Origin of the sequence: Bacillus sp. JJ1474 (genome assembly GCF_036965225.1) — a bacterium.
Lineage (GTDB): Bacteria > Bacillota > Bacilli > Bacillales > Cytobacillaceae > Cytobacillus.
Map to the genome: position 1 here is coordinate 1 of NZ_JBALPC010000087.1, position 12861 is coordinate 12861.

General features: G+C 37.8%; 14 protein-coding genes. All 14 read left to right on the forward strand.

The window, feature by feature from the left end; all coding sequences use genetic code 11:
• The first annotated feature begins 238 nt into the window (after window positions 1-238).
• Window positions 239-511, forward strand: a complete 273-nt coding sequence (locus tag V7164_RS12580; protein ID WP_066294243.1) for an HU family DNA-binding protein — start codon at window positions 239-241, stop codon at window positions 509-511.
• Between the two features lie 165 nt (window positions 512-676).
• Window positions 677-1243, forward strand: coding sequence for a GTP cyclohydrolase I FolE (gene folE, locus V7164_RS12585; RefSeq protein ID WP_335347294.1), 567 nt, complete (start codon window positions 677-679; stop codon window positions 1241-1243).
• 64 nt (window positions 1244-1307) lie between these two features.
• Complete coding sequence (mtrB, locus tag V7164_RS12590) at window positions 1308-1544, forward strand: trp RNA-binding attenuation protein MtrB (protein WP_335347293.1); 237 nt, start codon at window positions 1308-1310, stop codon at window positions 1542-1544.
• Window positions 1545-1882: 338 nt separating this feature from the next.
• Window positions 1883-2698: a heptaprenyl diphosphate synthase component 1 gene (locus V7164_RS12595; protein WP_335354254.1), complete on the forward strand. Its 816-nt coding sequence runs from the start codon at window positions 1883-1885 to the stop codon at window positions 2696-2698.
• Between the two features lie 5 nt (window positions 2699-2703).
• Window positions 2704-3411, forward strand: coding sequence for a demethylmenaquinone methyltransferase (locus V7164_RS12600; RefSeq protein WP_335354255.1), 708 nt, complete (start codon window positions 2704-2706; stop codon window positions 3409-3411).
• A 133-nt stretch (window positions 3412-3544) separates the two neighbouring features.
• Window positions 3545-4507 (forward strand): heptaprenyl diphosphate synthase component II, encoded by a 963-nt coding sequence (gene hepT / locus V7164_RS12605; RefSeq protein ID WP_335347510.1) that lies wholly within the window; start codon window positions 3545-3547, stop codon window positions 4505-4507.
• Between the two features lie 118 nt (window positions 4508-4625).
• Window positions 4626-5072, forward strand: coding sequence for a nucleoside-diphosphate kinase (ndk, locus tag V7164_RS12610; protein WP_335347511.1), 447 nt, complete (start codon window positions 4626-4628; stop codon window positions 5070-5072).
• A 146-nt stretch (window positions 5073-5218) separates the two neighbouring features.
• A complete protein-coding gene (locus V7164_RS12615) occupies window positions 5219-5992 on the forward strand; it encodes a CheR family methyltransferase (protein ID WP_335347512.1) in 774 nt (257 codons plus the stop codon).
• A gap of 212 nt (window positions 5993-6204) precedes the next feature.
• Entirely contained in the window at window positions 6205-7377 is a 1173-nt protein-coding gene (gene aroC / locus V7164_RS12620; RefSeq protein WP_335354256.1) for a chorismate synthase, read from the forward strand.
• The gene (gene aroB, locus V7164_RS12625; RefSeq protein ID WP_335347514.1) at window positions 7377-8453 is read left to right on the forward strand and encodes a 3-dehydroquinate synthase; all 1077 of its coding nucleotides are present in this window, start codon (window positions 7377-7379) and stop codon (window positions 8451-8453) included. The genes aroC and aroB overlap by 1 nt, the downstream gene beginning before the upstream one ends.
• Window positions 8454-8467: 14 nt before the next feature.
• On the forward strand, window positions 8468-8836 hold the full coding sequence (gene aroH, locus V7164_RS12630) for a chorismate mutase (protein ID WP_335347515.1): 369 nt from the start codon (window positions 8468-8470) through the stop codon (window positions 8834-8836).
• A 62-nt stretch (window positions 8837-8898) separates the two neighbouring features.
• Entirely contained in the window at window positions 8899-9999 is a 1101-nt protein-coding gene (gene hisC / locus V7164_RS12635; protein WP_335347516.1) for a histidinol-phosphate transaminase, read from the forward strand.
• Window positions 10000-10127: 128 nt separating this feature from the next.
• The gene (locus V7164_RS12640) at window positions 10128-11234 is read left to right on the forward strand and encodes a prephenate dehydrogenase (RefSeq protein WP_335354257.1); all 1107 of its coding nucleotides are present in this window, start codon (window positions 10128-10130) and stop codon (window positions 11232-11234) included.
• A gap of 37 nt (window positions 11235-11271) precedes the next feature.
• Window positions 11272-12561: a 3-phosphoshikimate 1-carboxyvinyltransferase gene (gene aroA / locus V7164_RS12645; protein WP_335354258.1), complete on the forward strand. Its 1290-nt coding sequence runs from the start codon at window positions 11272-11274 to the stop codon at window positions 12559-12561.
• Window positions 12562-12861: the final 300 nt, after the last annotated feature.

Genomic DNA, 12861 nt, shown 5'->3' on the forward strand with positions numbered 1-12861 from the left:
AAATGATTGTGATAATCTTTTAACAGAATTACCGTTGTGACATCCTAAACCCTTAGTAATAAAGGTTTTTTGGAGAAATGGTTTGAAAACTTCATCCATTTAATTTATTATGAGACATGTTAAACAAAAATTTGTTACAACGTTTAGAATTCAGTAATTTTGTTTACAAATGTAAGTAAGAATGCTTAATATGTCTAATTTAAGTCACCCATTTATATTTTTGGGAGGAGGTGAAACCATGAACAAGACAGAACTAATTAACGCAGTTGCTGAGAGCAGTGAACTTTCTAAAAAGGACGCTACTAAAGCAGTTGATGCAGTATTTGATGCAATCCTAGATGCTTTAAAAGCTGGTGATAAAGTACAATTAATTGGTTTCGGAAACTTTGAAGTTCGTGAGCGTGCTGCCCGTAAAGGACGCAACCCGCAAACTGGCGAAGAAATCGAAATCGCTGCAAGCAAAGTTCCTGCATTCAAACCAGGAAAAGCATTGAAAGATGCTGTTAAATAAGTACATACAAGTGCTTAAACAAAGCCTAAGTTAAAAACCGCGATCATTCGCGGTTTTTTTTATATCAATGCCCCCTTGCATTTCTTTTTGCTTGTAATGAAAATAATATGCTAATATGGAAATATTGGAGTTTAAGAAAGCAAGATTGTCTGAGGGGGAAGTTTGATGTCGAACGTAAATCGTGCGCAGATAGAAGATGCCGTACGTTTAATATTAGAAGCAGTCGGGGAAGATCCAAACCGTGAAGGATTATTAGATACACCAAAGCGAGTAGCAAAAATGTATGAAGAGGTGTTTGCAGGATTAAATCAGGATCCGAAAGAATACTTCGAGACCATTTTTAGCGAAGATCATGAAGAGTTAGTGTTAGTAAAGGACATCCCTTTCTATTCACTTTGTGAGCACCACCTTGTACCTTTTTACGGAAAAGCACATGTTGCATATATTCCTAGAAATGGCCGAGTTGCAGGATTAAGTAAATTGGCTAGGGCAGTGGAGGCAGTTGCGAAACGTCCACAGCTTCAGGAACGAATTACTTCTACAGTGGCGGATGCGATTTTAGAGAAGCTTGAGCCAAATGGAGTAATGGTTGTAGTGGAAGCTGAACATATGTGCATGACGATGCGCGGAGTGAAAAAGCCGGGCTCCAAAACAGTTACAACTGCTGTTAGAGGTACATTCTCAGAAGATGATAAAGCACGTGCTGAAGTTTTAGCTTTAATCAAGTTTTAATCCATTAAGCTAAGAATGAGAGAATTCTTCTTGACGCTTAAATAATCGCTAAAAGGGTGTTAGTATGGATAAGAAAAATCCCAATGGAAATGATTATATCGTTATTAAGGCAAAGGAAGACGGTGTCAATGTCATAGGTTTAACAAGAGGAACTGATACTAGATTTCATCATTCGGAAAAACTGGATCAAGGTGAAGTCATGATTGCTCAGTTCACAGAGCATACTTCCGCCATTAAAATAAGAGGAAGCGCGAAAATCCTGACATCTTATGGTGAGATAGACAGCGAAGCGAAAAAATAACTTTATCGCAGATTAACGAGCTGTAAGATCCCCACTTCAAAATGTTGTTTAAAACAATAAATTCTACTTGGGGATCAACAGCCCGTAAAGGCCCGATTGGTTCAACTAACATTTAGCGGGGATAAAGCGCCCCATTAAATGAAGTTTCACTTTAATCCATTTGCAGGCTTTTATATGTAAGACTTTAGTTTTTCCGGAAAATCTCCTATTAAGGTATTCTAAGTTGTGATATAATTGTCCTGCCTTATGGATATTAGATATGTGTAATAAATGTAAAAAAGAAGAAAATGATAATAACGCACTGATGAAGAAAACTTAAGGAAATCAAGGGTGATCGCATGCTAGACATGAATGTGAAAATGGCAATTGTTAAGGAGCAAATCGAAAAAAAGATACGGCACCCTTATTTACTTAAATACATAGAATCTCCAAATATAGATGAAGATAAGCTATTACTTCTAGTTACGGTTCTTGATCATGTTAATCTTCCTGAAGAAAGGCTAAGAAACTTTGCTATTACAACGATGCTGATTCAAATTGCGCTTGATACACATGAATTAGTAACGAATGAAGAGCTGGACTCAGATCAACTAAAAGACAGGCAGCTAACAGTTCTCGCCGGTGTGTATTATAGCGGTTTATATTATAAGATTCTTGCCGAACTTGAAGATATCCCCTTGATTAAATCGCTGGCTACAGGTATTAAAGAAGTAAATGAAAATAAGATTTCTGTTTATCAAACAGCAGTTGAAGCAGTTGATATATTAATGGAAAGTGTAAAAAAGATTGAATCCTCATTATTTGAAAAGGTAATTGATTTAATAGAGGATCCGAATTGGAACGAATTTGCCTCTAACCTTTTATTTAGAAAAAGATTGTTGATGGAAAAGATGAGATTTTTAAAAGGTGAGACATCAATCGTTTTTGAGGCACTGAAAAAATTGTTACTACCTAAAAATCAAAATACCGAGCTATGTGAAGAGCAGCAGCACTTATTGATTCACACGTGCGACAGGTATCTTAATAGCTCAAAGCAATTAATTGATAAATATATGAGCAAACTCCCGAATCTGAATGAACCGATGAAGCAAAGAGCATATGCAATCATTAGTCAGCATCAGCCCGCAGAAAATATATTTGTGGAGGAAGGTTAGAAGGCATGCAACAATCAAAAGAAGAGCGCGTCCATCATGTTTTTGAGAAGATCTATGACAATTATGACAAGATGAATTCCGTCATTAGCTTTCAGCAGCATTTAAGATGGCGTAAGGACACCATGAAACGCATGAATGTCCAAAAAGGTTCCAAAGCATTAGACCTTTGCTGTGGAACTGCTGATTGGACTATTAGCATGGCAGAGGCAGTAGGAACTGAGGGAGAAGTGGTAGGCCTTGATTTCAGCAAAAACATGCTGAAAATCGGTGAGCAAAAGGTAAAAGAGCTGAATTTGAAGCAAGTTAAGCTCGTTCATGGCAATGCAATGGAACTGCCATTCCCCGATCACTCCTTTGATTATGTGACAATAGGCTTTGGACTCCGAAATGTGCCGGATTATTTGCAAGTATTAAAGGAAATGCGCCGCGTGCTTAAACCTGGTGGTATGGCTGTTTGCCTTGAAACATCTCAGCCAACGATGTTTGGCTATAAACAAGCATATTACCTTTATTTCCGCTTTATCATGCCTATGTTCGGAAAAATATTTGCAAAAAGCTATAAAGAGTATTCATGGTTACAAGAATCAGCCCGCGATTTCCCTGGTATGAAGGAGCTTGCAAACATGTTCGAAGAAGCTGGTTTTGTCAAAGTAACATATAAACCGTACAGCGGTGGAGTTGCAGCGGTGCACATTGGAAGTAAAGAAAAATAAAACTTTTTTCTGAATGCTTTTTTCATAGAAATTAATGTCCGGACGGATCCAATGAAGAACTTCTGGCTCGATTTGTACGTCCTCTAATGTATGGAAGCTGCAGACAGGATTTTAAGCTGGGTGAGTATGGGAAATGAAGTTAAAAATGATGTATTCATTTCTAAATTCCGATTTAAAAAATATAGAGCAAACACTCGAAGAGACAGTTCAAGCGGAGTCTCCTTTATTACACCAAGCATCCTTGCATTTATTAAAAGCTGGGGGAAAGAGAATCCGCCCCGTTTTTGTTTTGCTTGCTGGCAAGTTTGGCGCTTACGACATTAACAAAATAAAAAATGTGGCTGTTGCGCTTGAGTTAATTCACATGGCTTCCCTCGTTCATGATGATGTCATTGATGATGCAGAATTAAGACGGGGAAAGCCAACAATTAAAGCCAAATGGGATAATAAAGTCGCCATGTACACAGGGGACTATATTTTTGCTCGTGCTTTGGAACTGATTACAGATATTGAGAATCCATTTACTCATCAGATTTTGTCAAACACGTTAGTTGAACTTTGTATTGGTGAGATTGAACAGATTCAGGATAAATATAATTTTGAACAAAATATTCGCGATTACTTCCGAAGAATAAAGCGGAAGACAGCGATACTCATTGCTGTAAGCTGCCAGCTTGGGGCAATTGCAGCTGACGTTGATGAAAAGGTCCACAAAAAGCTGTATCGCTTTGGGTATTATGTTGGAATGTCCTATCAGATTATTGATGACGTCCTTGACTTTACAGGCACGGAAAAAGAGCTCGGGAAACCAGCTGGAGATGACCTTCATCAAGGCAATATTACTTTACCGGTCTTTTTTGCCATGGAGGATGCAGAAATTCGAAAAGAGATTATTAAAGTTCGTGAAACGACAGAACGAAGTGATATGGAAAGAATCATTTCGCTCATTAAGAACTCTGGCGCCATCGAAAGATCTCTTCAAGTCAGTGATTTATATTTAAATAAGGCACTGGATATATTAAAAGAACTCCCGCAAAATCGTGCAAAGAAAACACTAATCGATATTGCGAAAGTGATTGGCAAAAGAAGTTTTTAATCACGATTTGGTCGATGTTTCTCCATTGACCTTGTATTATCTTCAAAACAATGTTAATATTTTCGTGGATTATCGTATTAGGATAATTCACTATACATAGCTTTAGGAGTTGACATTTATGGAAAAAACATTTTTAATGGTTAAGCCTGACGGCGTTCAACGTAATTTAATTGGTGAGATCGTTGCCCGTTTCGAGAAGAAGGGTTTTCAGCTTGTTGGCGGTAAGCTTATGAGCATCTCTAAGGAACTTGCTGAGCAGCATTATGGTGAGCACAAAGAGCGTCCTTTCTTCGGAGAATTAGTAGATTTCATCACTTCTGGCCCTGTTTTCGCAATGGTATGGGAAGGCGAAAATGTAATTGCAACAGCTCGTCAAATGATGGGAGCAACTAATCCAAAAGATTCAGCACCAGGTACAATCCGTGGTGATTTCGCAGCTACTGTAGGAAAAAATATTATTCACGGTTCTGATTCACCTGAAAGTGCAGAACGTGAAATTGGCTTATTCTTCAAACAAGAAGAACTTGTAGAATACTCAAAGTTAATGAATGAGTGGATTAACTAAATGGAAAAAGTGCTCGCAAACATTGCGGGTGCTTTTTTTTGTTATAATCCCTTTTTGAAACAAATTTTGGTCCTTTTTGTCAAATTTTCAGCTATACTTACTTTATATGAGAATAGAATGAATATATGCTTAGGGGAGAAGGGCAAATGTCTAGTGATTATCAAAGCTTTATTGTAAATATAAAGAAGAAAACAGGAATTGACCTATCTTTATATAAGGAAGCACAAATGAAAAGGAGACTCCTATCTCTTTATGAAAAAAAGGGATATAAGACCTTTCAAGAGTTTTTTGAAGCAATAAGAATGGATAATCAGCTTTTAAATGAATTTTTGGATAGAATGACCATTAACGTTTCTGAATTTTATCGAAATTCAAAAAGGTGGGAGGTGCTAGAGAATAAAATACTTCCTAAATTGCTGGCTAATAATAGACGGTTAAAAATATGGAGTGCTGCTTGCTCCACTGGTGAAGAGCCTTACACGTTAGCCATGGTAATGTCAAATTTTATGTCATTATCCCAAGTGCAAATATTGGCGACAGATATTGATGAAAATGTCATTGCGAGAGCAAAAATTGGTACATACCCTGAAAGATCATTGAATGAAGTCCCAGAAGATATGAAGAAGAAATACTTTGTGAAGGACGGAAGCTTTTATAAAGTGTCAGATGAAATCAAAAAAACTGTAACCTTTAGAAAGCAAAATTTGCTTTCAGATCCATTTGGCGGACCATTTGATCTCATTGTGTGCCGGAATGTCCTCATTTATTTTACGGAAGAGGCGAAGGATACGCTTTATAATAAATTTAGCAACGCTTTAAAAACAGATGGCATTTTTTTTGTTGGCAGCACAGAGCAAATATTTAATCCTAGCAAATATGATTTTGAATCGGAGGATACATTCTTCTACAGAAAAAAATAAAGATCAGCAGTCTGTTTAGATGCAGGCTTCTTTCTTTTAGAAGTTTATATTTTTTTGTGTTGAAAATGCCGGCCTTCCTTGAATGGATTGTACGTAATAATTATTGTTTTTTTGCAAAAAATTAAATGAATTTTCTATTTTTACTATTCATATTTTTGCCGATATGTTATATTGGTACATAATTCTTTAATGAGTTGAAGGGGGAAAGAGTTTTGAGATATTTGACTTCAGGTGAATCACATGGACCGCAGCTGACCGCTATTATTGAGGGGCTGCCAGCGGGGTTGCCTTTGCTTACTTCTGATATAAATATAGAATTAGCTAGACGTCAAAAAGGACATGGCCGAGGCAGAAGAATGCAAATTGAAAAGGATACAGTACAAATTACTGGGGGAGTCAGGCACGGATACACTTTAGGATCCCCAGTTGCATTAGTCGTTGAAAATAACGATTGGAAGCACTGGACGAAAATTATGGGTCAAGATCCTATTGCTCCAGAAGAAGAAGAAGAGATAAAAAGAAAAATTACTCGTCCTCGCCCTGGGCACGCTGATTTGAATGGTGCTCTAAAATATGGACATAGAGACATGAGAAATGTTCTTGAACGCTCTTCAGCAAGAGAAACGACTGTAAGGGTGGCTGCAGGGGCAGTTGCCAAAAAGCTATTAGCTGAGCTTGGAATAAATATCGCTTCTCATGTTTTAGAAATTGGCGGAATTAAATCCGCAGTCAGAGAATACGAAACTCTTGAAAAGCTGAAGGAGATTTCAGAAGACTCACCAGTTCGCTGCATAGATCCTGATGCAGCACAGCAAATGATGAAAGCTATTGATGATGCAAAAGAGCAAGGTGATTCTATTGGCGGTATTGTTGAAGTCATCGTTGAAGGCATGCCTCCAGGAGTCGGCAGCTATGTTCACTATGATCGTAAGCTTGACGCTAAATTATCAAGCGGGATAATGAGCATCAATGCCTTTAAAGGTGTAGAGATTGGGATCGGCTTTGAAGCGGCAAGTAAGCCAGGCAGCGAAGTTCATGATGAAATTGCATGGAGCCAGGAACAAGGCTATTACCGTAAAACGAATCGTTTAGGCGGCTTAGAAGGCGGAATGTCAACAGGTATGCCGATTGTAGTAAGGGGAGTCATGAAGCCTATTCCTACTTTATATAAACCGCTTCAAAGTGTGGATATTGAAACGAAGGAGCCATTTGCAGCAAGCATTGAGAGGTCTGACAGCTGTGCCGTTCCTGCAGCAGCAGTAGTAGCAGAGAATGTTATAGCCTGGGAATTAGCAGCAGCGATCGTGGATCAATACTACTCGGACCGGTTTGAAACATTAAAGGAAATTATTGATCAGCAGAGAGCGTTTGCGAGGGAATTCTAATGGATGCGGTAACCATTGAAACGAATTCGAAAACATATCCTGTATATGTTGGCGCAGGGGTTATCGAGCAAATAAGCTCATTTATTCAAGATAAATTCCCTTCCTTAACAACGATTATGGTTTTGACTGATGAAACAGTTGCAGAGCTTTATTTAGATGACATGAAAGCTGCCATATCCAATTTCAAATCGGAAATCTGCATCGTTCCAAGCGGAGAAAAAGCGAAAACCTTTGATGTATATTATCAGTCATTAAGTTTTGCGTTAGAAAAAAAGCTGGACAGAAAATCAATACTGATTGCATTTGGTGGTGGAGCAATTGGAGACCTTGGAGGATTTGTAGCTTCGACATTCATGCGAGGAATCCCTTTTCTCCAAGTGCCAACGACAATCTTAGCTCATGATAGCGCAGTTGGCGGGAAAGTCGCTATCAATCATCCATTGGGAAAAAATATGATTGGCGCTTTTTATCAGCCGGAAGCTGTATTCTATGATTTGCATTTTCTGCGATCGCTACCGCTGAAAGAAAGACGATCTGGTTTTGCTGAAGTCATAAAGCATAGCTTAATTCATGATCCGTCCTTTTATGATTGGCTGTTAACTCATGTAAATTCTCTAGATGAACTTGGTGGAGAGGATTTACAATATGCTTTAGTTAAGGGAATTGAAATTAAGAACTATTTTGTTTCTATGGATGAGAAAGAGTCTGGAATCCGTGCTTACTTAAATTTTGGCCATACGCTTGGCCATGCGATTGAAGCTGAAATGGGCTACGGCAAATGGACACATGGGGAATCAATATTGATCGGCATGCTATTTGCATTGCAACTAAGCGATAACATAACGGGTTTATCCTTTAATATGGAGCCGTTAAAAAATTGGCTCGCTCGTCTAGGCTATGAAACCAAAATACCTAAAGCACTGACGATACAAAATTTAATTGAGCGAATGAAACAAGATAAAAAGTCAATCGGTCAAAAAGTAAACTTTGTTCTATTAAAGGAAATCGGTAACCCCGAATTATTTGAGGTTTCAGAAGCGGAATTGATCAAGCAGCTAGAATATTTTCAAAAATAAAGGAGGGGTTGCATGTGATACGCGGCGTAAGAGGAGCTACTACAATAAATGAAAACAATGAAAAAGAAATTATTGAAGCTACAGAGATTTTGCTGAGGAAGATGATTGAGGAAAATTCGATCGATGCTGAGATGGTTGCATCTGTCTTCATTTCAGTGACAGAGGATATCACAGCAGTATTCCCTGCCAAAGCAATGAGATTAATAGAGGGCTGGAAGTATGTCCCTGTTATGTGTATGAGAGAGATTCCAGTCGATTCCTCATTAGAAAAATGTATCCGTGTCATGATGCATGTGAATACAAATATTTCACAAAAAGATATTAGTCATATTTACTTAGGAGACGCCATTAAATTAAGACCTGATTTAAATACTGCAGAATAGTATTAAAATTAATCTTTTATACATTGATTTTTAATGACATTCAAAAGAAAAGGTGAATCATTATGAAATGGAAAGAGCAGTTGCTTCATTTATCTCCTTATCAGCCTGGGAAACCAATCGATGAAGTAAAAAGACAGTATGGTTTGGAAAAAATTATAAAATTGGCATCCAATGAAAATCCGTTCGGATGCTCTGAAAATGTGATTGCTGCTATCAATTGTTCTTCAGCATCATTTCCTTTTTATCCAGACGGAAATGCTACTAATTTAAGAGAAATGATTGCTGATTATTTCCATTTAAGCCCATCACAATTTATTTTTGGCAATGGGGCTGATAACCTCATCCAAATTATTTCAAGGGCTCTTTTAAAGCCAGGCACTAACACAGTAATGGCTACACAAACCTTTTCGCAGTATAAGCATAACGCTGTCATTGATGGTGCAGAGGTTAGGGAAATTCCTCAAATAAACGGAGAACATGACCTAGATGGAATGCTGCAGGCTATAGACGAGTCAACTTCAGTAGTGTGGGTTTGTAACCCAAATAATCCGACAGGAACATATATAGGTGAAGATCGATTAGTTTCATTCTTAGAGAAAGTGCCGAATGAAATTCTCGTTGTCATTGATGAAGCCTATTTTGACTATGCTGTTGCTGAAGACTATAGCAGTTCGGTACATTTACTGGATCGTTTTCCAAATATGATCGTCTTGCGTACATTCTCAAAAATTTATGGCCTTGCAAGCCTTCGTGTTGGATTCGGGATTAGCCAACCTGAAATCATTAAAGTTTTAGAACCAGCAAGAGAACCTTTTAATGTTAATACAATGGCCCAAGCAGCAGCAGTTGCAGCTCTTGAAGACAAGGAGTATGTTGATTTCTGCAGACAAAAAAACCGTGAGGGTCTGGAACAACTTTATGCATTTTGTGAGGAGAAGGGCTTAAGCTATTACCCCTCACAAGCAAACTTTATCCTTATTGATTTTAACAAGGACGGAAACGAAGTATTTCAATATTTGCTCGAAAGAGGATATATCGTTCGTTCAGGCAAGGCACTTGGTTTCCCTACATGTGTGAGGGTGACAGTTGGTTCAAAGGAGCAAAATGAAGGTGTTATGCAGGTTATGGCTGAATTACTAGCTGAAAAGACAATCATTTCATAAGAAAACAATTATTTATTAGAAATCAGAGGCTGCTATAGCCTCTGAAGCTTTTTTCCCTAATTACCATATATTTAGCCAGTAAATGTGCTTTTACAATGGATAACTCAATCATAAAGGTGGTGAGCCGCTTGAAAGGCCGTGTACTTATTATAGGTTTAGGATTAATTGGAGGATCCTTGGCACTATGCATTAAAAAGACTCACAAGGATGCAGTTGTCGTTGGTTTTGATGCGAACGAAGAACAGACAAAGCTTGGAAGGATGCTTGGGGTGATTGATGAAATTGCCATTTCAATTGAAGAAGCTGCTGAACATGCTGACCTGATTTTAATTGCTACTCCAGTAAAAGTAACCGAAAAGATATTTAAAATCCTAGAAAATATTCCATTAAAGAATCAAGTTATTATTTCAGATGCAGGCAGTACGAAAAAGGAAATCGTTCAATTGGCTGACGCTTTTAAGAAAAGGGGAATCAGTTTTATTGGCGGGCATCCAATGGCTGGGTCACACAAAAGCGGTGTAACTGCTGCAAAATCGATCCTTTTTGAAAATGCCTTTTATATTTTTACGCCTGAAGATCATATTTCAAACAGTAAGCTACAGGAACTGCAAAATTGGCTTTCTGGGACAAAAGCAAGATTTATTACCTTATCCCCACAGGAACATGATTATTTAACAGGAGTTATCAGTCATTTTCCGCATATTATTGCAGCCTCTCTCGTTCATCAAGCTGAGAAAACAAGTGCAAAGCAAAAGCTAGTACCAAGTTTGGCAGCTGGAGGCTTTCGAGATGTGACAAGAATCGCATCTAGCAGTCCTGAAATGTGGAGAGACATTTTACTGCATAATAAAGAAGTTATGTTACATCTTCTTGATGATTGGCAAAAAGAAATGCAGAAAGTTACTAACATGCTTGCCGAAGAAAATGAACATGAAATTTATCATTATTTTCATCGTGCTAAGCAATTTCGTGATGAATTGCCACAAAAAGAAAAAGGAGCTATCCCATCTTTTTACGATCTGTTTGTTGATATCCCTGACTATCCAGGTGTAATTTCTGAGATTACAGGATATTTAGCAAAAGAGGATATCAGCATTACTAATATTCGAATCCTGGAAACTCGAGTGGATATTAATGGAATCCTAATTATTAGTTTCCAAACAGAAGAAGATCGTGCGCGTGCAGAGGTTTGTATTCATAATTACACTAATTTTGAAACCTCTGTAGGAATTTAAGTTTGGGAGAAAAAAGCATATATAAGGGGTGTTTTTTTTGAAGCCAATTAAATTAAAGACCAGTATTCCTTCTTTAAGGGGATCAATCAATATTCCAGGTGATAAATCAATCTCCCACCGATCCATCATGTTTGGGGCTATTGCTGAAGGGGAAACGACCGTTACAAACTTTTTGCTCGGGGAGGATTGTTTAAGTACAATCGCTTGCTTTAAAAAATTAGGTATATCCATCCAGCAACTAGAGGATAAAGTGATCATTGAAGGAAACGGCATTGATGGGATAAAGGAACCTTCAGATATATTAGATGTCGGAAATTCGGGAACAACTATTCGATTATTGTTAGGCATTCTTGCTGGACGGTCTTTTCATTCTGTATTAGTTGGAGACGAATCGATTGGGAAAAGACCGATGACTAGGGTGACAAAGCCATTACAAACGATGGGAGCAGTCATACAGGGCAGGAAGAATGGTGAATATACACCCATTTCCATTTCAGGCGGCTCGTTAAAACCAATGGAATATTCATTACCTGTTGCAAGTGCCCAAGTTAAGTCTTCTCTGTTGTTTGCGGGATTACAGGCAAATGGGACTACAACTATCATAGAGCCAGTGAAAACTAGGGATCATACTGAAAGAATGATAAATAAGTTTGGCGGCTCGATTGAAGTGGATGAACGTACAATTCGCATTAAGGGTGATCAGAAGCTTACAGGAACTGATATACATGTTCCAGGCGACATTTCATCTGCGGCTTTCTTCCTCGTTGCAGGGGCTATCGTGCCTAATAGCTGTATAACATTAAAAAATGTTGGCTTAAATCCGACAAGAACGGGAATTATTGATGTTTTGAAAGCAATGGGCGCTGATATGACCATTGTTCCTTATGAAGACGATACATTTGAACCGTGTGGAGATATTACGATTAAAACATCGACTCTAAAGGGAATCACGATTGAAGGCGACCTAATTCCAAGACTGATTGATGAAATCCCTATTATCGCTCTACTAGCTTCACAAGCTGAGGGTGAAACTGTTATTAAAGATGCTGAGGAATTAAAGGTGAAAGAGACAAATCGGATAGATACGGTAGTAAATGAGCTAACGAAACTTGGAGCAGATATTGAAGCAACAGAGGATGGAATGATTATTAAAGGAAATTCTCAATTGAACGGTGGAATCGTTTCAAGTTACGGTGATCATAGAATTGGAATGATGCTTGCCATCGCCGCAGCTATATGTAAGGAAGAGGTATTCCTCAAAAATGAAGAGTCAATTTATATCTCTTATCCTTCATTTTTTACACATTTAGAAAGTCTTAGTAAGTAAATATTATTCAGGGGCTGCGTATCAGCCTCTTTTTGTTTTGTTACAAATATTAAATTGAGAATAACTTCTAAATAAATAATCATAAATATTAATATTTTTCATAGCTTGTCTTAAGACCGTATAAAGGGTGGTTTTATGACATATATCATTGAAAACGCCAATATTCTTAAGGACCAGAAATTAACGAAAGCCTCACTTTTAATTGATAACGGATCCATAGTATCAATTAAACCAGACTTTAAAAGGTATAAGTATATAAAAATGAATGCTGAACCATTTATAATGGCCCCCACTTCAATC

What these genes read in the sequence shown, in the direction of transcription:
- V7164_RS12580 (WP_066294243.1), top strand. Translation starts at nt 239, where the DNA reads ATGAACAAGACAGAACTAATTAACGCAGTTGCTGAGAGCAGTGAACTT.
- folE (WP_335347294.1), top strand. Translation starts at nt 677, where the DNA reads ATGTCGAACGTAAATCGTGCGCAGATAGAAGATGCCGTACGTTTAATA.
- mtrB (WP_335347293.1), top strand. Translation starts at nt 1,308, where the DNA reads ATGGATAAGAAAAATCCCAATGGAAATGATTATATCGTTATTAAGGCA.
- V7164_RS12595 (WP_335354254.1), top strand. Translation starts at nt 1,883, where the DNA reads ATGCTAGACATGAATGTGAAAATGGCAATTGTTAAGGAGCAAATCGAA.
- V7164_RS12600 (WP_335354255.1), top strand. Translation starts at nt 2,704, where the DNA reads ATGCAACAATCAAAAGAAGAGCGCGTCCATCATGTTTTTGAGAAGATC.
- hepT (WP_335347510.1), top strand. Translation starts at nt 3,545, where the DNA reads ATGAAGTTAAAAATGATGTATTCATTTCTAAATTCCGATTTAAAAAAT.
- ndk (WP_335347511.1), top strand. Translation starts at nt 4,626, where the DNA reads ATGGAAAAAACATTTTTAATGGTTAAGCCTGACGGCGTTCAACGTAAT.
- V7164_RS12615 (WP_335347512.1), top strand. Translation starts at nt 5,219, where the DNA reads ATGTCTAGTGATTATCAAAGCTTTATTGTAAATATAAAGAAGAAAACA.
- aroB (WP_335347514.1), top strand. Translation starts at nt 7,377, where the DNA reads ATGGATGCGGTAACCATTGAAACGAATTCGAAAACATATCCTGTATAT.
- hisC (WP_335347516.1), top strand. Translation starts at nt 8,899, where the DNA reads ATGAAATGGAAAGAGCAGTTGCTTCATTTATCTCCTTATCAGCCTGGG.